The sequence below is a fragment of the Candidatus Bathyarchaeota archaeon genome (genome assembly GCA_026014745.1).
GTDB lineage: Archaea > Thermoproteota > Bathyarchaeia > Bathyarchaeales > Bathycorpusculaceae > Bathycorpusculum.
Window position 1 is genome coordinate 61,719 of record JAOZHS010000002.1, and the last position, 18,776, is coordinate 80,494.

The window sequence follows — 18,776 nt, forward strand, 5'->3', positions numbered from 1 at the left end:
GTAGGGTTATCTCCATTTTGTCAAGATTTCTTCTCGCTGGAAGGTAGCTTTGCTTAGGAAGAAGAGGAGCACGTCAACTACCAAGATTGCGGTTGAGATGAGCAGCAGGTTGGTTGTGTTTAGGTTTATGATGCCGGTTTCGCCTGCAACGTAGATGATTACGAATGGAAAGGCTAGGACGCCTCCGTATTGGTTTGCGGCTCGGACGTCGTTGATTTTGGCTGAAATTAGGACGGCAACTTCCACGCTGACGAGGCACACCAGAGGCACCACCGCAAAGAGGGTTACTGCCATACTGATGTTTGGGAAGTAGAGGTAGCCTAAGGTGGGGGCTGTTGTGACATCAATTAGTGTTGCGAAGATGGCTGCGCCTCCGTAGGTTGCAAGTAGGGCTGGAAGGAAGGCAGCGATGCTTTTTCCAAGCAAGATTTCGCTATCGGATATTGGGGTTGCCAGTAGGGGTTCGAGGCTTTTTTCGACTTTTTCGCCGATGATGCTGTAGGATGCGATGCCGCCCGAGATGAATATCACGCCTATTATGAAGAAGAACATGAAAGAGTTGATTACGCCTGGAAGCGCAAAGTCTGGAATGCCCCCCGAGATGGTTTGCCCCAGCACGCCTAGGAACAGAGGAAATCCTATGCCTACCAAGACGGGAAATAGGATGGTTGAATAGAGGAGGCTCTTTTTCTTTGAGTATGCCCCTAACTCTTTGCTTGCGATCGTCCAAACATTTTGAAAGTCCATGTTTTTCAACTCCGAACTAATTTTAGGTAAACATCCTCTAAGGTCGGGGTGGTTTGTGTGACGGATTGGATGCGACCGCCTGCTTTGCTGATTGCATCCAAAATCTCTGGGTTTTCCTTTTCGGGGAGGCTGACAGAGACGATTAGTTTGTTGCCGGATATCTCAATTTTCCACTGCCCCCGCTTGACTGCAGCGACAATAGTTTCGTTGATGTTTTCAAGCCCGATAACGGTTTTTGTGCCCCAAAGCGACATTCGCAGATCTTCAGGAGTGCCCTCAGAGAGCAGATTGGTTTTGAGCACACCGACGCGGTCACAGATGCGTTGGGCTTCATCAAGCAGATGAGTGTTTATGAATATGGTGCGTTTTTCTTTTTTGAGTTCTAAGATGAATTCGCGGACGGTTTTTGCTGCTTCGGGGTCGAGGTTGGCGGTGGGTTCGTCGAGGAAGATTACTTGGGGGTCATGGATGAGGGCGCGGGCGATGGCGAGTTTTTGCTTCATGCCTTTGCTGAAGCTGCCTGCGGGTCGGTCTTTTTTCTCCCAGAGTCCAAGCATTGTTAGGTAGCGTTGGATGCGTTCTTGGCGTTGGGTTTCGGGTAGTTTGTAGATTTTTCCGTAGAAGTCGAGGTTTTTGTAGGCGCTTAAGTCTTCGTATAGGCCGACGTTTTCGGGTAGGAGGCCTGTGATTTTTCTGATTTTTTGTGTGTCTGCTTTGTTTCCTATTTCGTAGTCGCCTATTCGGGCGTTGCCGCTGGTTTTGCTTATGAGGCAGCAGAGCATGCGTATTGTGGTTGTTTTGCCTGCGCCGTTGGGGCCTAGGAAGCCGAAGACTTCGCCTTCTTTTATTTTTAGGGTGAGGTTGTTTACGGCGGTGGTGGTTTCGAATGTTTTTGTTAGGTTTTCTGTTTCTATCACACACACTTCCTCCAAACATTTACCAAAATACAGTAAACATTTACTAGCTTAAATGCTTTGTGATAAAACAAAAAAATAGATAAAACAAAAACAACAAAAAAATAGAAACTACAACTTCTGACGAAGCAAATCCCGAATCTCCCGAAGAGTCACCAAAATATCATCATCCAACCCCTCCAACTTCGGAACAGGCTCCTCAGTAGGATAAACAACCTCCGTACCCGTAACATAAGGCTCCCTAAACTTCCTAAGCTCCCTCAAAATGAAATCCCGCACCTCTTCATAGAAAACAATGCCATTGAGGTTCTCCTCAGGACCCTTCTGCGCACCCGAGTACCCGGCAGTTTCAATATGAACTGACCCGATCCTGAAGAGCCTATCGAAGGGACCTGCTTGGCTGGAGATGTTGGTTATGGTTCGGAAGGGGACATGTCGTCGAGTAACGGTGAAGATGCCTCGTTTGGAGTAGATTTCGGGCATGGTGTCGCCGGATTCTGCTTTCACGGAATACTCGATGCTTTTAACGTAATAGGGTAGCAAGATTAGAGTTGGAATAAACCACGCAAGATTAGTTATCAGATTCCAGAGGTTAACAGGAGCCCAGTAGTCATTGATTAACTGCATCATGCTGGGGCTGGCAGGGTCTAAGGCAGCCATCGCAGCAACGAAGATGAAAGACAGAAGCACCACTACGAAAGAGAACAGGAAAACTATGACGCTTTTAATTATCAGCTTGTAGAGTAAGGCTTTTGAGGGTTTGAAGAGGGTTCCGCTTGTGATGGATTTAGTAGGTGGTCTAATGATTGTTTCAACGTTTTTTCCCAAACTATTCACCTCCCTTCCGCTTGTATCGGGGCGTCTCTTTAGCTGCAAGTTTGTTGAAAATGGCGATTGATTGTTTGGTCATGCATAGCTGCTTTTCGTCAGGCCTCAGGGTGAGGTCGTACTCTTGGATTATGGTGTCGAGGGTTTCTTGGCAGTCTTTTTCTTTGGGGCATTGTGGGCAGAGTTTTCCGCCGTAGGAGTCGTGGGCGTACCAGATTATGATTCCGAGTTTTTCGGTGTAGACTATGTAGACTTGGCTGCTGGTTTGGTAGTCGAAGCCTATTAGGAGTCCTTTGTAGTCGAGTAGGGTTTCGATGTCGAGGCGGTGGCTGTTGGCGTGTTCTTTGAGGGTTTTGGCGATTTTTTCTCGGGCGCGGTTTAGGACGCGGGATACGTAGGCGGGGGTCCATTGTTGGGTTTGGTGTTCTTCGGCGATTGTGCTTGTGTTTTTGCCTTTTTGGAATTCTTGCCACACTATTGATTCGTCGGTTGAGAGTAGTGTTGCCATTTCGCACACTTCAATTATTTACCAAAATATAGTAAAGATTTCGCTTTAAAGCTTTCGGAGTCACCGCAGCAAGCAACAGTTACTGATATATTGAGACTTAACATAACAGTTAATACAACGGAAAACAATACATTACATATCCTCAACCAAACAAGAGGCAGGAGGGTAAACAACGAACAGATTCATAAAATACAACAAATACTACCGCCTAGCCATAATCTGCTCAGTCATCGCCTTAGCCCCAATCATCTGGGCAATCATCGCCACAACCGCCTTTGCCGGATCAACCATAGCCACAATCAGCTTATTCTTCGTTCCAACCGCCATAGCCATAGCAGTCATCTTAGCGTTAAACTTCTGGTACGAAGGAGAAGACCGCCGAATAGGACTACGTAGAGCATAAAATAAATCGTTATGTGCTTCTTTTTGCAGCCAAAAGTTGTTGCGAAGATAGTCAAGAATCCTTGACGAAAAAGCACATAAACACATCACAGGCTATAGCACTTTGATAAGCATGAAGCGGGTACTTGTTGTTCAGCTTATTGCTTTGTTACTTTTACTAACAATAGCTGCGTCTTCAGCCCAAATCGCCGTCACAGCATCGTCGCCATCGTGGTCTAAAGAAAACAAGGCATTAGAGGCTAAAGCACTCCAATTTCTCAAGGACGTTGCAAACATTAACGTCTCAAGCTACCATAAATTTGTGCGAGTAAGCAATGAGGCACCCGTACCTCTACCGATGACGGGAAAAATGTTTCACTTTAACCTAACAACACGCGGCAGTCAAGTGGATGCAAGGGTATTTTTTAGAGGGGGCACACTTTTTTTGAGCGCAATCTATCCTGTAAAAGGGTCCATAATCCAATATGAACCGACACCTCAAGACAGCTCAGCGATTGTTAAAAAAACCTTAACACGATTACAGGAGTTTTCAGACAAGGATTATCTGTCAACTTTTCAAAGCATGCTTAGCCAAACAGCAACAATAGAACCTTCAGAGGTATCGAACGCTAATTGGACTCAAAAAATAGCGATGGAACACGATTCGATGGGTAATATTACTACAATAGCGTGGGAACCTTATGCAAATGGGCTCAGCTACCCCCAAAATCAACTCTATCTTGAATTTACGGAGGGGCAACTTACGCATTATGGCGATTTCTTGGGAGTTTATAAATTCGGTAACTTGGAGCTTAAAGTCTCAGAGGCACAGGCAATTCAAATAGCCTTTGAACGTACACGTAACTATTCCTATACTGACAAGGGAGTGACCGCGTCTAACTTTACTGTGCTATTACAATATGCCAAGGCAACTGCATACTTATCAGCCAGAGAAAACAACACACTCTACCCCTACTGGAATATCATGCTGCCCCTAGATAGAATGTATCCGGGCGGAGTAACTTTTTTCCATGTTTTAATGTGGGCGGACACTGGCGAGATAATGTTTTTCTCGCCTATGGGCTTTTTTGGCGAAACTGACGATGGCACTGTTCCTTCTGCGTCACCGCAGCAGACACCCACAGCCGACGCAGCCACACCCATTGCAGGTAGAGACGTAGGGAACCGCACGTTAATGACAACTGGCTTGATGATTTTCTCCGCAATACTAGCTGTAACCATAGTTGCGGGTTTGGTTTTCTATAAGCAGCGTAAAGGTTGGCGGGCCCGACGGGAATTGAACCCGCGACCTAAGGATTAAGAGTCCTCCGCTCTAGCCTGACTGAGCCACGGGCCCACATAGTGTGCTTTTAAAAAGGGTTCCATTGAGAAATATAGAGCTTACGGTAGTGTTGTTGCAGCCTGATGCAGCCAAACCATATAACCGCCCCCGCCTAAGGTGTTTTGGCGTTTTTATGGCTAATTTGTTAGGCGAAGTCTACATCACAAAAACCACCAACCGCGCCAAAGGCGTAGCAGCCCTCACAGGCAAGTTTGATTTAGCGGATTATCGAGGCAAAAAAGTCGCCCTAAAAGCCAACTTCAACAGCGCCGACCCCTTTCCCGCCTCAACCCACCTTGACACCCTCCGCACCCTCATCAACATCCTCAAAGCCGCTGGCGCAGAATCAATCACGCTGGCAGAACGCAGCGGCATGGGCAACACCCGAAACGTACTCGAACACATGGGCATCTTGGCGTTAGCCTCTGAGTTGGGCTTTGAAGTGGTTGTTTTAGATGAGTTGGAACGTGACGGCTGGATAAAATATGAACGAGACGACACCCATTGGCTTCGAGGCTTCTACCTTGCCCGAGTCTTTCATGATGCCGACAAAATCGTGCAAACCTGTTGCCTTAAAACTCACCGTTTCGGCGGCAACTTCACGCTCTCCTTGAAGAATTCGGTGGGGATGGTGGCTAAGAGGGTGCCGGGCGGCTTGTTTGATTACATGTGGGAGCTACATGGGTCGCCGTTTCAGCGGCAAATGATTACTGAAATCAACAACTACTACACCCTCGACTTCGCAATCATGGACGGCATTAAAGCCTTCATATCAGGCGGACCCGAAAGCGGCGGTCTTGTGGAGCCTGGCGTCATGTTGGCGAGTCGCGACAGGGTAGCGCTGGATGCTGTGGGGGTTGCGTTGCTCAAACTCTATGGTGCCAAAGGCAAAATAGGCGACGAAGGTGTGTTTGAGCAGGACCAGCTAAAGCGAGCCGCACAGTTGGGGTTTGGCGTGCAATCAGCCCAGCAAATCCATCTAACAGCGCTAAACGCTGAGGCAAAACCCGATGTTGAGCGCATCGAAGCCGTTTTGAAGGGTCAAGTTGCCATGCATTGAACAGCTCAGCGAAGGCTTATTAGCGTAGAATTTTACTCGAAGGTGGAAGCCTATGAATCCAGCTGAAAAAATTGTTTTTGAACCCATCGGCTACGTGAAAACCGCGGCAGTCGGCGACGAAGTCAAAGACCGAACAAACCGTGCCCAAATCATCCTCAAATCCGAATATGTCGAGGCTCTATCAGGCATAACTGAGTTCTCGCACATTTACGTCCTCTTCTTTCTAAACCAAGTCACACCCCAACAGCGCAAAACCCAAAAGGTCTATCCACGCGGCCGACGTGACATGCCCCTGACGGGCATCTTTGCAACCCGCACCATGATGCGCCCCAACCCCATCGGCATAACTGTTGTCGAACTCCAAAAAGTGGAAGGCACAACTTTGACGGTTAAGGGCTTAGACGCTTATGATGGCACGCCTGTTCTAGACATTAAGCCCTATGACACTTGGGACGATCTGCAAAATGTCCGTGTTGCGGGGTGGTGGAAAAAACTCGCAGAAGAAAACCTAAAGTAACTCTGCCACGCCGTAACGGTCGTCGAGTGCTTTAAGGAGGGCTCTTCTTAGGTCTTCGCCATGCAACTCGGAGGCTTTAAATCCGCCGACTTCAGCCGCCAACTCAGAGTCATCAAGAACCTGAGCCAACCAGTTCTCGAAATCGCCGCGGTAGAGGTGGAATTCTAATGAGTCTGAGGTGACCTGTCGCAGTAACCTGTAGAACTCCTCGAGCGATTGCGCGCTAAAACCGAGGGGTTTGTCAATGTCAACGTAGAATTGAAAAGCTTTCTCAGGGGGGATGTTGATGGCGAGTTTGAGGGCGTTTTTGCCTTTTTCTGTTAAGCCGTATCCTGCGCCGACTTTTCGTAGGAAGCCTTTGTGGGCAAGTTCCTGCACTTCGCTGATGGCTTGGTTGGGTTCTAGGTTTACGGCTTGTGCGAACATGTTTATGTCCATACGGTTGGTGGCTTCATTCATGGTTTTTAGAATTCGGATTTGTTCGTCGTTCAAGAAAAACGCCTCAATCAGGTAATTGAATAGTGCAGCGAAATTTAAATGTGTTAAGAAACCAACGCGGCAAAAATAATAGGTCATCTTTTAATGGATGCTTAAAACCTAAGATAGCGTTTGTAAAAAAATGCGACACACTTTTCCGCTATTATCCGTTAAAATTTTATATTTAATTAATTAAACGAATGTATATGCGTCAGAAAGTTAGCTCTGCTTTGTTTTGTGGATTTTGTATCCTTATGCTTTTTTTCGCTGATGCTAGCTCAACCATTGTGCCATCAGAGGATAGTTGGACTCAAAAAACATCTATGCCTCAGGGCGGAGCCGTTTATGGAGCTGTAGTTATTAAAGAGAAAATTTATGCATTTGGCGGTTATTTCTATCGAGACTACAAATATTTTGGTGACCCTAATTCAACTGCTGACCCAGCTTTTAGTACTTGTGGGGAATATGACCCAACAACAGATAAGTGGACCGTTAAATCTGCTATGCCTACAAAACGTATCAACTTTGCAGCAGTTGCATATCAGAATAGAGTTTACATTATAGGCGGTCAAACATTCGGATTATCGACCGCTTTAGACACTGTTGAAATTTATGATCCTGCCACGGATAAGTGGTCTGAAGCGGCGCCTCTAAACTCACCTCTCACAAATGTGCAAGCCTTTGTTGTTGACGATAAAATCTTTCTTCTGGGTGGGACTAGCGCGAGTTTGCAGATTTATGATCCGCAATTAGATTCTTGGTCTATAGGTGCCAGCAGTCCAGTTACGGTTAGTAAATTTGCTTCGGTAGCATTAGATGGCAAATTGTATGTTATTGGTGGGACAGAGCAATATTCTGAACCAAGCGGGCATGGTGGACGTCGGGTATATGATCGAGCGGTTAATGCTACTCAGATTTATGATCCAACAACGGGTAACTGGACGCTTGGGCCTCCTCTGCCTCGACCTGTTTTTACCGCTGTTGCTGGTGCAACAACTGGGCAGATGGCGCCTAAAGGGATCTATGTTTTGGATACGAATGGTCCTTATTTTATCCAAGTTTTGGATTTTAAAAGCCAGAGTTGGACCAATGGCACGTCCATGCCCACAAGCCCTTTAACGGCTGTCGTTGTTGTGTTTAACGATAGGCTGTATGTTATTGGAGGAATTTACAAAGAATTATATGTGACAAACCCTCTTGCTGATCCGATGGATAATCCGCCGCCTCCCTTCCTAGCGGTTAATTATGAGTATGTTCCTTTTGGGTTTGGTAACTTTAATCCAATCCCTACCCTAACGCCCGTTCCTCCGACTGTTACGCCTACGCCCACCCCTAACACTTTGAGTACAATTTCAATAATCGCCATAGGTGCCGTTGTCGCCCTAATTATCGTTATAGTTACCGTTTTGATTATCAAAAGAGGAAACATTCGAATGCATGCATATCGGTAAATGGATTTAAAATAGAGTTGGCGCTGCGCTCCTCTCGAAACACTGTTTTCGTCGGCAAGTATTTTACCCTGCTAAACCTAAAACATAGTGGGATGCTTGATGACTGATTTTATTGTTGTTTTAGTTACAGCCAAGGATAAGGTGGAGGCGGAGAAGATTGGGATGGCGCTGCTTTTGGAGAAGTTGGTTGCCTGTGTGAATATTGTTGGGTCGGTGTCTTCTTGGTTTCATTGGAAGGGCAACGTTGACTATGCTGAGGAGTGTCTTTTGATTTTGAAGACGCGGCGAGATTTGTTTGATAGGGTGTCGGAGCGTGTGGGAGCGTTGCATAGTTATGAGGTTCCTGAGGTTTTGGCGTTGCCGGTTGTGGGGGTTTCGGCTACTTATTTGACGTGGTTGGAGGAAACCCTAAAGTAACAGGTACATTTATGTACAGACAAGCCTTAAATAGCGCACTGTTGTATGGTTGTGAACTAATGGAGTATGACACAAATGGGGAATCGTCTTTGGCAACCCAACCAACCAAAACAAACCAACTAACACCCTAAACATCAAAAAAATAACCCTAACCCAAACTCCACTCGAAGTTTTCACCAAACTACAAAACCACTACCAAACAGCCTACCTCCTAGAATCCATCGAAGGCCCCCAAAAACTAGCCCAATACAGCTTCATCGGATTCTGCCCCAAAACCACCCTACAAATCACCAACGGAACCGCAAAAACCACCAACAACCAAACAGGACAAACCACCACCCAACCCACCCATGACCCCTTCAGCCTAATCCAAAAACTCATCCAAACCGACACGCCCCAAAGCAACGAATACCGCTTCATCGGAGGCGCAGTCGGCTACCTCTCCTACGACACCGTGCGCTACTGCGAAAAACTACCCCAAAAATGCAACGATGACCGTTTCCCAGACGTAGAAATGGGCGTCTTCGACGACGGCTTGATTTTTAATCACATCGAGGGACAAGTGTTCTATTATTACCGCGGCGAAAACCGCATCGAAGAACTTGAGGAACTACTCAAACAATCCACAGAAACCCCGATGTTGAGTTATTCGCAGCCCAAAGTGGAAACGGACAAGCAGCAGTATGAAGCCGCAGTGGAGAAAGCCAAAGAATACGTCACGGCAGGCGACATCTTCCAAGTCGTGCTCTCTAAACGTTACCAATTCCACTTCAAAGGCAGCCTCATCCCCTTCTACGAGGCGCTCCGAAGCATCAATCCCTCACCGTACATGTATTATCTCAAATTCGGCGACCACCAAATCGTCGGCTCCAGCCCCGAAATGCTGGTCCGCATCGACAACCGCATGGTCGAAACCTTCCCCATAGCAGGCACCAAACCCATCGCGCCGAACCGCGCGGAAAACAAGCGCCTCGCCACCGAACTCCTCGCCGACCCCAAAGAACGCGCCGAACATGTGATGCTGGTGGATTTAGCCCGAAACGACCTAGGGCGCATCTCAAAATATGGCTCAGTGTCCGTGCCCGAGTTCATGCAGGTCCACCAGTACAGCCATGTGCAGCATATTGTCTCGCAGGTTGTGGGTGAACTAAAAGATGAACTGCAAAGCTACGATGCAGTCCGCGCGGTCTTCCCCGCAGGCACCGTGTCGGGGGCACCTAAAGTGCGGGCTATGGAAATCATCGACGAACTTGAAGGCTGCAGACGAGGACCCTACGCGGGAGCTGTGGGTTACTTCTCCTATAACGGCAACGCAGACTTCGCCATCGCAATACGCACCCTATTCGCAGACAAGAACCAAGCCTATCTTCAGGCGGGGGCAGGCATCGTTGCCGACTCTGTGCCTGAGAGGGAATGGTTTGAAACTGACCATAAAGCTAAGGCGTTGATACGCGCATTAGAATTGGCTGCGGGCAAAAAACCCCTCAGAGTCTTAGTCATCGACAACTATGACTCGTTTGTCTACAACCTCGTTCAATACATCGGCGAGTTAGGCGCACAAACCGTAGTTTATCGCAACGACCAAATCACGCTTGAAGAAGTCGCCAAACTCAAACCTGACCGCATAGTCATCTCACCCGGTCCCGGAAGCCCTGATGACGAAAAATACTTTGGCGTCTGCACCCAAATCCTGCAGCAACTCAGCCCCAACATACCTACCTTGGGCGTCTGCTTGGGGCATCAGGGCATCATCAACGCTTACGGCGGCAAAATCATCCATGCCAAGAAGCTGATGCATGGCAAAACCTGCACCATCAAACACAGCCAAAAAGACCTCTTCAGCGGCGTCCGCAACCCATTCAACGCTACCCGTTACCATTCACTGGCTGGCGAACGCGTCTCCATCCCAGCTTGCCTTGAAATCACAGCCGAAGCCATAGACGACGGCGAAATCATGGGCATCAAACACCTCAAATACCCAATCTATGGCGTACAATTCCATCCTGAATCCATACTTTGCGAAGACGGCAAAATCATCATCAAAAACTTCCTCGAGGTCAAAACGCCATGATACGTGAAGGTATCCAAAAACTCATCGAATCCACCGATTTAACCCATGACGAAGCCGCACAAATCATGGGCGAAGTCATGTCGGGTAAAGCCACCAACGCGCAAACCGCCGCGTTTTTAACCGCGCTTAGATTGAAAGGCGAAGCAGTTGAGGAGCTGATTTCATTTGCGTCGGTTATGCGCAGCAACTGCCGCCAAATCCACCCCCACGTAAAAGGTCGCCTCGTCGACACATGCGGGACAGGCGGAGACAAAATTAAAACCTTCAACGTCAGCACTGCCGCTGCCTTTGTAATAGCAGGCGCAGGCGTACCAGTAGCAAAGCACGGAAACCGCAGCGTAACCAGCAAGAGCGGAAGCGCGGACGTGCTTGAACAGTTGGGATTGAACCTTAATTTGGATCCCGACACCGTAGAAACCATCATCGAGCGAGTGGGCATCGGCTTCATGTTTGCCCCAGCCTTCCACCCCGCCATGAAATACGCAGCTGAACCTCGCCGCGAAATCGGCATCCGCACCGTCTTCAACATCTTAGGTCCACTCACCAATCCCGCAAACGCGTCCGCCCAACTGTTAGGTGTCTATGATGCAAAGCTCGCGGCGCCGTTGGCTCTGGCATTAGGCGAATTGGGCTGCCAGGAGGCGATGGTGGTGCATGGACTCGACGGCTTAGACGAAATCTCAACCGTTGGCAGAACCCTGATTGCTCATCTAAAACACGCCAAAGTAACCATCAAAGAGCTAACACCTGATAGTCTCGGGTTAAAAACCGCTCAACCTTCGGAGTTGCTGACATCGACCCCTGAGGAGAGCGCGAAAACCATTGTTCGAATCCTCTGCGGCAACTTAGACGACGCAAAAGCTGACATCGTCCTGCTGAATGCAGCTGCAGGGATTATGGTGGGTGGAAAAGCGGGTTCCTTTGCTGAGGGGCTTGAGTTAGCCCGAAAATCGGTTATGTCGGGTTGTGCTCGTAGGAAGCTTAAAGCCTTGATTGGGGCTTCTAATGGCAGTTTGGAAAAACTTGTGGAGTTAGAGTCTAAAATTGCTTAATTTTCTTGATACCCTCGCCTTGAACGCCAAAGGAACCATCGCATCAGGATACTACCAAACACCCCAATCTGCTAAACAGGTGCAGGTTAGCCTAAAACAAACTATCATCAAAAGCAGAGGTCGCGCCGTGATTACGGAGATAAAAACTGCTTCGCCCTCGCTGGGAACAATCAGAGAACAAATAGACCCCAAAGAAGTAGCAAAAGCCATGGAACGCGGCGGCGCAACCGGACTCTCCGTATTAACCGAACCCAAACACTTCAACGGCTCACTGGACACGTTGATTCAAGCCCGAGAAGCCACCAAACTGCCCATCCTCATGAAAGACATAATCCTAAGCCCCCGCCAAATAGAGAAAGCCGCAGAAATCGGCGCCAACGCCATCCTCCTAATCCAAGGCCTCTTCGAGCGAGGCTACGGCGAAATGGGACTAAACGGACTCATAACCTTCGCGCATGCCCGCGGGATAGAAGTCCTGCTTGAAACACACACAGAACAAGAATTTGCAGCTGCAATAAAAACCGATGCGGACCTCGTGGGCGTCAACAACCGCAACCTTGACACCTTAAAAATCGATTTAGAAACCACCAAAACCATCCTCCAAAAACAGGACAGGCGGGGCAAAATTGTCATCAGCGAAAGCGGCATCAAGACGCCTCAGGATGTGGCGTTTCTTCGGGGCTGCGGCGCAGATGGGTTCCTCATTGGCTCCAGCATCATGTTAACACAGGATATCGAATTAAAAGTCAAGGAGTTCACTCAAGCATGAATCTAAGCAACTACCCTGTAAACGGAAAATACGGCAAATATGGCGGACGCTTCGTCCCAGAAATCCTTATGGAAGCCATCAACGAACTTGACGAGGCATACGCAGCAGCTAAAGCAGACCCCAACTTCCAAAAAGAATTAGACTACTATCTCGCCGAATTCGTCGGACGCCCAACGCCGTTATACTACGCCAAAAACCTCTCTGAAAAGATAGGCGGCGCAAAGATTTACCTAAAACGCGAAGACCTCGCCCATGGCGGCGCCCACAAAATCAACAACACCCTCGGTCAAGCATTACTTGCCAAACGAATGGGTAAAACCCGCGTTATCGCCGAAACAGGCGCAGGACAGCATGGAGTTGCAACTGCCATCGCATGCGCCGCTTTGGGTCTTAAAGGCGTCGTCTATATGGGTACCGAGGATTGCGAACGTCAACGTCTTAACGTGTTTCGCATGAGACTGCTCAACACCGAAGTTTACCCCGTTGATTCAGGCTCAAAGACCCTTAAGGATTCGATTAATGAGGCGTTTCGTGACTGGGTAACCAACCTCGAATCCACCTACTACCTCATCGGCTCCACAATGGGACCTCACCCGTACCCGATGATTGTTCGGGACTTCCAAAGCGTGATCGGCAAAGAAATCAAGCAACAATTCAAAGCCAAAACAGGCGGCTTACCTGACGCCTTAGTAGCTTGCGTGGGCGGCGGAAGCAACGCCATGGGCACCTTCTACCCCTTTGAAGACGATACAAGCGTGGCTCTCTACGGAGTAGAAGCGGCAGGCGAAGGCATCCAAACCGGCAAACACTCAGCCACCCTCGCGGCAGGCTCCGAAGGCATATTCCACGGCATGTACACCTACGTGCTCCAAGATGAGAATGGGCAAATAGCGGAGACTCACAGCGTATCGGCAGGCTTAGACTACCCCGGTGTCGGACCTGAACACAGCTTCCTTAAAACCATAAAACGGGCACAGTACGTTTACGCCAACGATAAAGAAGCAGTCGACGCGTTTCTCTTGCTCTGTAAAGAAGAAGGCATCCTCCCAGCCTTGGAATCCTCACATGCAGTTGCGCACGCCATCAAACTCGCACCCACCCTCAAGAAGTCCCAGTCAATAGTCGTCACCCTTAGCGGACGCGGCGACAAAGACGTAGAAACCATAGCCAAATACACAGGTGCAAAAATATGAACACCATCCAATCAGTCTTCCAAAAGCAGAAGCAGCAGGGAAACGGCTGCCTAATCGGCTACATAACCGCCGGCGACCCAACCCCACAGCGCACTCCCGAAATCGCTGATGCGCTCATCCGAGGCGGCGTAGACATCCTTGAATTGGGATTGCCCTTTTCGGATCCCATCGCGGATGGCCCCACAATCCAAAACGCAAGCCTCCGGGCAATCAAAGCGGGAACCACACCAAAACGGGTAATAGAAATTGCCCGCGAAATCAAGAGCCAACACGACATTCCACTGGTAATCATGACCTATTACAATCCCGTCTTCAAATTCGGCGTAAACAAATTTCTCGCAGAAGCTAAAGCAGCAGGCGTTGATGGCTTCATTGTGCCAGATTTGCCAGTTGAAGAAGCAGATGAGTTTAGAGAGGCAGCCCAAACCGCAAAGGTAAACACGATTTTCCTTGCGTCCCCCGCCACGTCGAAGGAACGTCTTGCTAAAATCGTCGATGCATCCTCAGGTTTTCTCTATCTCGTCTCACGCTTCGGAGTCACAGGCGCCCAAACAGCCGTTGCAGACACAACAGTGGAACTTATCCAAAAAGTCCAGCCCTATACGGAAGGCAAAGTGGCTTTGGCAGTGGGCTTTGGCATCTCGAAACCCGAACACGTCAAACGCGTCATAGAGGCAGGCGCAGACGCAGCCATCGTCGGCAGCGCATTCATCAACATCATAGCCAAACAAGAAAAATCGATGCTAAAAGACCTTGAAGCGGCAGCTCAAAACCTAAAAACTGCAACCGCCAAAAAAATCTAATTTTGTTTGGGATTTTTTTTAAAAAAAAAGAAAAGAGAAAGTTGTTTCTCGTTCTGTTTGCAAATAGTTTTCCTTACTAAGTGATTAAAGCCGTTAGTCCACTGTTGAGGTTGAAGGGGAAGGGTCGGGTGTTGGCCACGTTTGTCCATAGATAGCTGTATACTGCGCCGCTTGTGTAGCGTGTGAATGGATTGCCAAAAAAGTTGTTGAAGAAGGAAAACAGTAGGTTACTCATGGTTCGGCTACCATAATTCGTGGTCCTGGAGGGGGGTGCTCCGTAATAGTAGGCAACGTCGCTGTCGGAATAGGTTAATGTGTTATAGGTTCCTGAGGCTGTAACGTTGTTGAAGTTCTGTCCCGAAGTTACTTGAACGGGCCCAATTATTATTGTGCAGCTTTTGCCAGGTTCAAGCGTGCTTGGGATGGATGAGCCTTTTAGCAGGTTTGCGTATTGGGAATCTTGCAGCGTTATGTCACTGAGTGGAACGTTTCCTGTGTTTTTGATGACTATTTTGAAGTAAACATTGCTGTAGGCGGGAACCACTAGACCGGGCGCAGAGTTAGCGTCAACCCATTTGAAGCCATTGGTGGACACGTATTTGGTTACGTCTATGCATGGTTTAGGCGGGGGAGTTCCGTAGTAGTTGGCTTTGTCTGTAGCCGTGTATATTTTGTTGTTGTATTTTCCTGTGGCGGTGGCGGTGTTGGTGTGTTGGCATAATTGCGCTGTTACTGGACCCAGATAGTAGGTGAAGGTTTCATTGGGCGCTAAAGTGGATGGCAAGCTGATAGGGGATAGGCTGTAGGTGTTGTCTTTTAGTGTAATGCTTGATAGGGCTACGTTGCCTGTGTTGGTTATTTCAAATTTAAAGTAGATATTTGAACCTGCAGCCACTATAAGTCCAGGCGGTGTGTTAGCGTCAACCCACGTGACATTATCACACGAAACCCACTTGATTAAACGGATTGAGGGACAGGGTTTGACGATGGCGTTGTAGTTTGCATTGTTAGTGTCGCTGTAGGTTGTGTTGTTGTATTTTCCTGTGGCTGTGGCTGTGTTTGTGTGCTGTCCTTGTTGTGCTTGAACGGGTCCATAGTAGCAAACAAAAGATGCATTAGGCGCCAGACTTGAGGGCACGCTTACGCCGCTTAAATCGTAGACGTTATCGGTCAAGGTTATGTTGGTTAACTCTACATTGCCGATGTTTGTTACGTTGAAACGGTAGTACAGATTTGAACCGGGTAAAACGGAGATGCCGGGTGGCGAGTCAGCGTCTACCCAGGTGCTGTTATCGGTTGAAATCTGTTTTATCACTTTGATTGCTGGGTTAGGGGGTTGGAGTCCATTGTATGCAGCGCTCTCAGTAGCGTTGTATATGGTCTGGTTGTATGTGCCTGTTGCTGTTGCGACGTTTGTATGTGTACCCAGTTGGGCCGTAACTGGTCCAAAGTAATAAGTGTAAGTTTGGCTAGGCGACAACGTTGAGGGCAGAGATGGAGATATGCTGTATGTGTCGTCAGTTAAGGTTAAACTAGACAAATCAACGTTACCCGTGTTATTTACTATGTAGCGGAAGTAAACGTTTGAGCCAGCTAGAACGTCAATGGTTGTATCGGACCAAGTGCTGTTATCAGATGAGACCTGTTTAATTACATCGATTGCTGGCTTTGGCACAACAGTAGCATTATAGTTCGCGTCATTTGAGTCGATGTAGGTAGTATTGTAATATTGACCTGTAGCGGTGGCGGTGTTTTTGTGTTGACCCAGCAAAGCGGAGGTTGGACCATAATAATAGGTGTATATCTCATTAGCCGCTAAGAACATCGGGGGAGAAGCACCAAGGCTGTATACATTATCGGTTAGGGTGATGTTGAATAATTCAACGTTCCCTGTGTTGTTTACCACATATCTGTAGTAAACATTTGAGCCGACATAGACCTCAAGCCCTGGCGGAGTGTCAGCGTCTATCCATGTGCTGTTGTCTGATGATATCTGTTTTATAACTTTGATTTGGGGGTTTGAACCGAAATAGTTGGCGTTGTGATAATCGCTGTATGTGGTGTTGTCGAATGTGCCTGTAGCGGTAACTGTGTTGGTGTGTTGGTTGTCCTGTGTGGTAACGGGTCCTAAATAGTAAATGAACACTTCATTTGGCGCCAAAGAGGCGGGCAAAGATAGATTCGTTAGAGGATAGAGGTTATCGGTTAAGGTTATGTTTGTGAGTTCAACGTTGCCTGTGTTTGTTATTGTGAATCTAAAGTAGACGTTGGAGCCCGTTGGGACGTTGATGCCGGGTGGCGTGTTTGTGTTAAGCCAAGTAGAGTTGTCTGTTGAGATTTCTTTGATGACTTGAATGGCGGGTGTTGCGCCGAAGTAGTTGGCGGTGTCTGTAGCGTTGTAGTAGATGCCACTTGGGCATCGACCAGACGCTGTTGCGGTGTTGGTTTGTTGCCCAATTAAGGCAGTAACTGGGCCATAATAGTAACTAAATGATTCACCCACTGCAAGGGAGGAGGGGAGTACTGCGCTTAGGGTGTAGACATTATCGACTAGGGAGAGATGGGTTAATTCTACGTTTCCAGTGTTATTGATGACATATTGGAAGTAGACGTTGGAACCTGCAAGTACCAAAAGACCAGGCGGCGAATTAGCTTCCACCCACGTAGCATTATCTGCAGAGACTAGTTTGACTAAGGATAAGGAGGGTTCGCAGCCGTAGTAGTTGGCGTCGTCACTTTCAGTGTAGTTGACATTGTTGTATTGGCTATTTATGGTGGCTGTGTTGGTGTGTTGACCAGCTAAAGCGGTTATGGGTCCCAGATAAACGGTGAAAGAAGCATTGGGCGCAAGCGTAGTTGGAATCGGAGCAGGTAAGCTGTAGGTGTTGTCTGTGAGGGTTATATTGGAGAGTTCAACGTTACCAATGTTGGTTACCTCAAATTTGTAGTAAACGTTGTCCCCGGCTGGCAAAGTTAGCCCCGGTGGAGTGTTGGCGTCAATCCAAGTGGCATTATCAGAAGAAATGAACTTTATCAAGTCTATCACAGGATTTGGCAGCACCGTTCCGTTGTAGTTTGCGTCGTCGGTGTCGCTATATTTGGTGTTGTTGAACGTGCCCGTAGCATTTGCCGTGTTCGTGTGAACGCCTATTTGAGCGGTTACTGGACCATAGTAGTATAGGTATGAAGCGTTAGGAGCAAGGGTTGATGGTAGAGTTGGGCTGATGGGATAGAGGCTGTCGGTTAAGGTTACGTTTGAGAGGGTTGCGTTGCCGGTGTTGGTGACGTTAAATCGGTAGTAGACGTTTGAGCCCGCGTTAACGGTTATTCCAGGCGGCGTATTGGCGTCAATCCATGTGGCGTTGTCGGTTGAGATCATTTTGGTTACTGCAATCGAGGGATTAGCTGTGCACACGATGACTAAGGAAATGCCATTTAGTGGAAATCCTGGAGTCGCAGAAGTCGCTAATGTGCTGCCTTCGAGGACTCTTATGTGAATTATTATGGTATAGGTGCCGGGTGTTATACTGAAAGCCGCTTCGTATCCTTGTGCGTGAGTGCTGTTGCCATCGTAGCCTTGACCTACCCAAACAAAGGCAGGAAGGGAAGTTCCGTTGCCTGCATTGCCGGTGTATACTTTGTTGGAGACTGAACCGATGGCGCCCCAAGCATCATTTGGGCTAACTATTGCAGGGATTCCTGGTGCAGTCATTACTAGAACATACATTGTGTTTGTGCTGCAATCATAACGCAAAGATGCATTTGATAGTACGGGAAAAGAAGGGTTGCCTGCACGGTACATGTAGGAAAAGAAGTCGCCGCCGACGTTTAGGTTCCATTGTGTTGGGTCGCCGTTCATTTGGGCTGGAGCATAGGTGGGTTGGGGTGGATTTGCAGCGGCAGCAGGTTGGAGGAGTATCATTGAGGAAGCAAGGGTAGCAACTAAAAGCAGAACAGTCAATTGACGAGTGACTTTGGGCATTAAAGGGCAAAGTCTCAAAGCAATTAACTCCTTAAAAGCCAAAGAACCAGAACTTTGGTATGTGATAAAAATATTTGTGGTAACACTGTGGCAGATACAAGCGCCCTAACCGCAAGTTTTCAAGTCAAAAGGTGGAGTCAGCTGATAAAAGAGCCAAGTTTATTCTGCAACAAGGGGCTACCCCGTTTACTGGCAAAGCTTAAGGTGGTATGTCTTTTTTTGACCCCGCAGATTGGTAAGAAACGCCGGAGAAAGCGCTGAGTG

Annotated in this window: 17 protein-coding genes and 1 tRNA gene; 9 read left to right on the plus strand and 9 right to left on the minus strand. The window is 48.1% G+C overall.

What is annotated here, in order from left to right:
• Positions 1 to 6: 6 nt before the first annotated feature.
• The 7 genes from NWE92_07055 to NWE92_07085 form a co-directional block, all read right to left on the minus strand.
• On the minus strand, positions 7 to 747 hold the full coding sequence (locus NWE92_07055) for an ABC transporter permease subunit (protein ID MCW4029389.1): 741 nt from the start codon (positions 745 to 747) through the stop codon (positions 7 to 9).
• A gap of 5 nt (positions 748 to 752) precedes the next feature.
• Positions 753 to 1,664 carry an ABC transporter ATP-binding protein gene (locus NWE92_07060; protein ID MCW4029390.1) on the minus strand — a complete coding sequence of 304 codons (912 nt, stop codon included), beginning with the start codon at positions 1,662 to 1,664 and terminating at the stop codon, positions 753 to 755.
• 108 nt (positions 1,665 to 1,772) lie between these two features.
• On the minus strand, positions 1,773 to 2,489 hold the full coding sequence (locus NWE92_07065) for a PH domain-containing protein (protein MCW4029391.1): 717 nt from the start codon (positions 2,487 to 2,489) through the stop codon (positions 1,773 to 1,775).
• A 1-nt stretch (position 2,490) separates the two neighbouring features.
• Complete coding sequence (locus NWE92_07070; protein ID MCW4029392.1) at positions 2,491 to 2,997, minus strand: hypothetical protein; 507 nt, start codon at positions 2,995 to 2,997, stop codon at positions 2,491 to 2,493.
• Between the two features lie 201 nt (positions 2,998 to 3,198).
• A complete protein-coding gene (locus tag NWE92_07075) occupies positions 3,199 to 3,486 on the minus strand; it encodes a hypothetical protein (GenBank protein MCW4029393.1) in 288 nt (95 codons plus the stop codon).
• An 864-nt stretch (positions 3,487 to 4,350) separates the two neighbouring features.
• A complete protein-coding gene (locus NWE92_07080) occupies positions 4,351 to 4,620 on the minus strand; it encodes a hypothetical protein (protein ID MCW4029394.1) in 270 nt (89 codons plus the stop codon).
• A gap of 37 nt (positions 4,621 to 4,657) precedes the next feature.
• Positions 4,658 to 4,735 (minus strand) — tRNA-Lys (locus NWE92_07085).
• Positions 4,736 to 4,853: 118 nt separating this feature from the next.
• On the opposite strand from NWE92_07085, the gene NWE92_07090 reads away from it, so the two are divergent.
• Together NWE92_07090 and tsaA are read left to right on the plus strand one after the other, a co-directional pair.
• Positions 4,854 to 5,780 (plus strand): DUF362 domain-containing protein, encoded by a 927-nt coding sequence (locus NWE92_07090; GenBank protein ID MCW4029395.1) that lies wholly within the window; start codon positions 4,854 to 4,856, stop codon positions 5,778 to 5,780.
• 52 nt (positions 5,781 to 5,832) lie between these two features.
• Entirely contained in the window at positions 5,833 to 6,297 is a 465-nt protein-coding gene (tsaA, locus tag NWE92_07095) for a tRNA (N6-threonylcarbamoyladenosine(37)-N6)-methyltransferase TrmO (protein ID MCW4029396.1), read from the plus strand.
• On the opposite strand, the gene NWE92_07100 is transcribed toward tsaA, so the two are convergent.
• A complete protein-coding gene (locus tag NWE92_07100; protein MCW4029397.1) occupies positions 6,289 to 6,789 on the minus strand; it encodes a DUF5752 family protein in 501 nt (166 codons plus the stop codon). The genes tsaA and NWE92_07100 overlap by 9 nt on opposite strands.
• Before the next feature lie 191 nt (positions 6,790 to 6,980).
• Here NWE92_07100 and NWE92_07105 point away from each other — a divergent pair, with 191 nt between their 5' ends.
• The 7 genes from NWE92_07105 to trpA all read left to right on the plus strand — a co-directional run bounded on the left by NWE92_07105 (position 6,981) and on the right by trpA (position 14,530).
• Positions 6,981 to 8,225: a hypothetical protein gene (locus NWE92_07105; GenBank protein ID MCW4029398.1), complete on the plus strand. Its 1,245-nt coding sequence runs from the start codon at positions 6,981 to 6,983 to the stop codon at positions 8,223 to 8,225.
• Positions 8,226 to 8,324: 99 nt separating this feature from the next.
• The gene (locus NWE92_07110) at positions 8,325 to 8,642 is read left to right on the plus strand and encodes a divalent-cation tolerance protein CutA (protein MCW4029399.1); all 318 of its coding nucleotides are present in this window, start codon (positions 8,325 to 8,327) and stop codon (positions 8,640 to 8,642) included.
• A 142-nt stretch (positions 8,643 to 8,784) separates the two neighbouring features.
• Entirely contained in the window at positions 8,785 to 10,713 is a 1,929-nt protein-coding gene (gene trpE / locus NWE92_07115; protein ID MCW4029400.1) for an anthranilate synthase component I, read from the plus strand.
• A complete protein-coding gene (gene trpD / locus NWE92_07120; GenBank protein ID MCW4029401.1) occupies positions 10,710 to 11,765 on the plus strand; it encodes an anthranilate phosphoribosyltransferase in 1,056 nt (351 codons plus the stop codon). The genes trpE and trpD overlap by 4 nt, the downstream gene beginning before the upstream one ends.
• Positions 11,758 to 12,534, plus strand: a complete 777-nt coding sequence (locus tag NWE92_07125; GenBank protein MCW4029402.1) for an indole-3-glycerol-phosphate synthase — start codon at positions 11,758 to 11,760, stop codon at positions 12,532 to 12,534. The genes trpD and NWE92_07125 overlap by 8 nt, the downstream gene beginning before the upstream one ends.
• Positions 12,531 to 13,727 carry a tryptophan synthase subunit beta gene (trpB, locus tag NWE92_07130; protein MCW4029403.1) on the plus strand — a complete coding sequence of 399 codons (1,197 nt, stop codon included), beginning with the start codon at positions 12,531 to 12,533 and terminating at the stop codon, positions 13,725 to 13,727. Before NWE92_07125 ends, trpB begins: the two co-directional genes overlap by 4 nt.
• Positions 13,724 to 14,530, plus strand: a complete 807-nt coding sequence (gene trpA, locus NWE92_07135; GenBank protein ID MCW4029404.1) for a tryptophan synthase subunit alpha — start codon at positions 13,724 to 13,726, stop codon at positions 14,528 to 14,530. Before trpB ends, trpA begins: the two co-directional genes overlap by 4 nt.
• 76 nt (positions 14,531 to 14,606) lie before the next feature.
• Here trpA and NWE92_07140 read toward each other — a convergent pair whose 3' ends face one another.
• Positions 14,607 to 18,512 (minus strand): hypothetical protein, encoded by a 3,906-nt coding sequence (locus tag NWE92_07140; GenBank protein MCW4029405.1) that lies wholly within the window; start codon positions 18,510 to 18,512, stop codon positions 14,607 to 14,609.
• Between the last annotated feature and the right edge of the window lie 264 nt (positions 18,513 to 18,776).

Coding starts and splice junctions, on each gene's coding strand:
- NWE92_07055 (MCW4029389.1), bottom strand. CDS start 747: ATGGACTTTCAAAATGTTTGGACGATCGCAAGCAAAGAGTTAGGGGCA.
- NWE92_07070 (MCW4029392.1), bottom strand. CDS start 2,997: ATGGCAACACTACTCTCAACCGACGAATCAATAGTGTGGCAAGAATTC.
- NWE92_07075 (MCW4029393.1), bottom strand. CDS start 3,486: ATGTGTTTATGTGCTTTTTCGTCAAGGATTCTTGACTATCTTCGCAAC.
- NWE92_07080 (MCW4029394.1), bottom strand. CDS start 4,620: ATGGTTACAGCTAGTATTGCGGAGAAAATCATCAAGCCAGTTGTCATT.
- NWE92_07090 (MCW4029395.1), top strand. CDS start 4,854: ATGGCTAATTTGTTAGGCGAAGTCTACATCACAAAAACCACCAACCGC.
- tsaA (MCW4029396.1), top strand. CDS start 5,833: ATGAATCCAGCTGAAAAAATTGTTTTTGAACCCATCGGCTACGTGAAA.
- NWE92_07105 (MCW4029398.1), top strand. CDS start 6,981: ATGCGTCAGAAAGTTAGCTCTGCTTTGTTTTGTGGATTTTGTATCCTT.
- NWE92_07110 (MCW4029399.1), top strand. CDS start 8,325: ATGACTGATTTTATTGTTGTTTTAGTTACAGCCAAGGATAAGGTGGAG.
- trpD (MCW4029401.1), top strand. CDS start 10,710: ATGATACGTGAAGGTATCCAAAAACTCATCGAATCCACCGATTTAACC.
- trpB (MCW4029403.1), top strand. CDS start 12,531: ATGAATCTAAGCAACTACCCTGTAAACGGAAAATACGGCAAATATGGC.
- trpA (MCW4029404.1), top strand. CDS start 13,724: ATGAACACCATCCAATCAGTCTTCCAAAAGCAGAAGCAGCAGGGAAAC.
- NWE92_07140 (MCW4029405.1), bottom strand. CDS start 18,512: ATGCCCAAAGTCACTCGTCAATTGACTGTTCTGCTTTTAGTTGCTACC.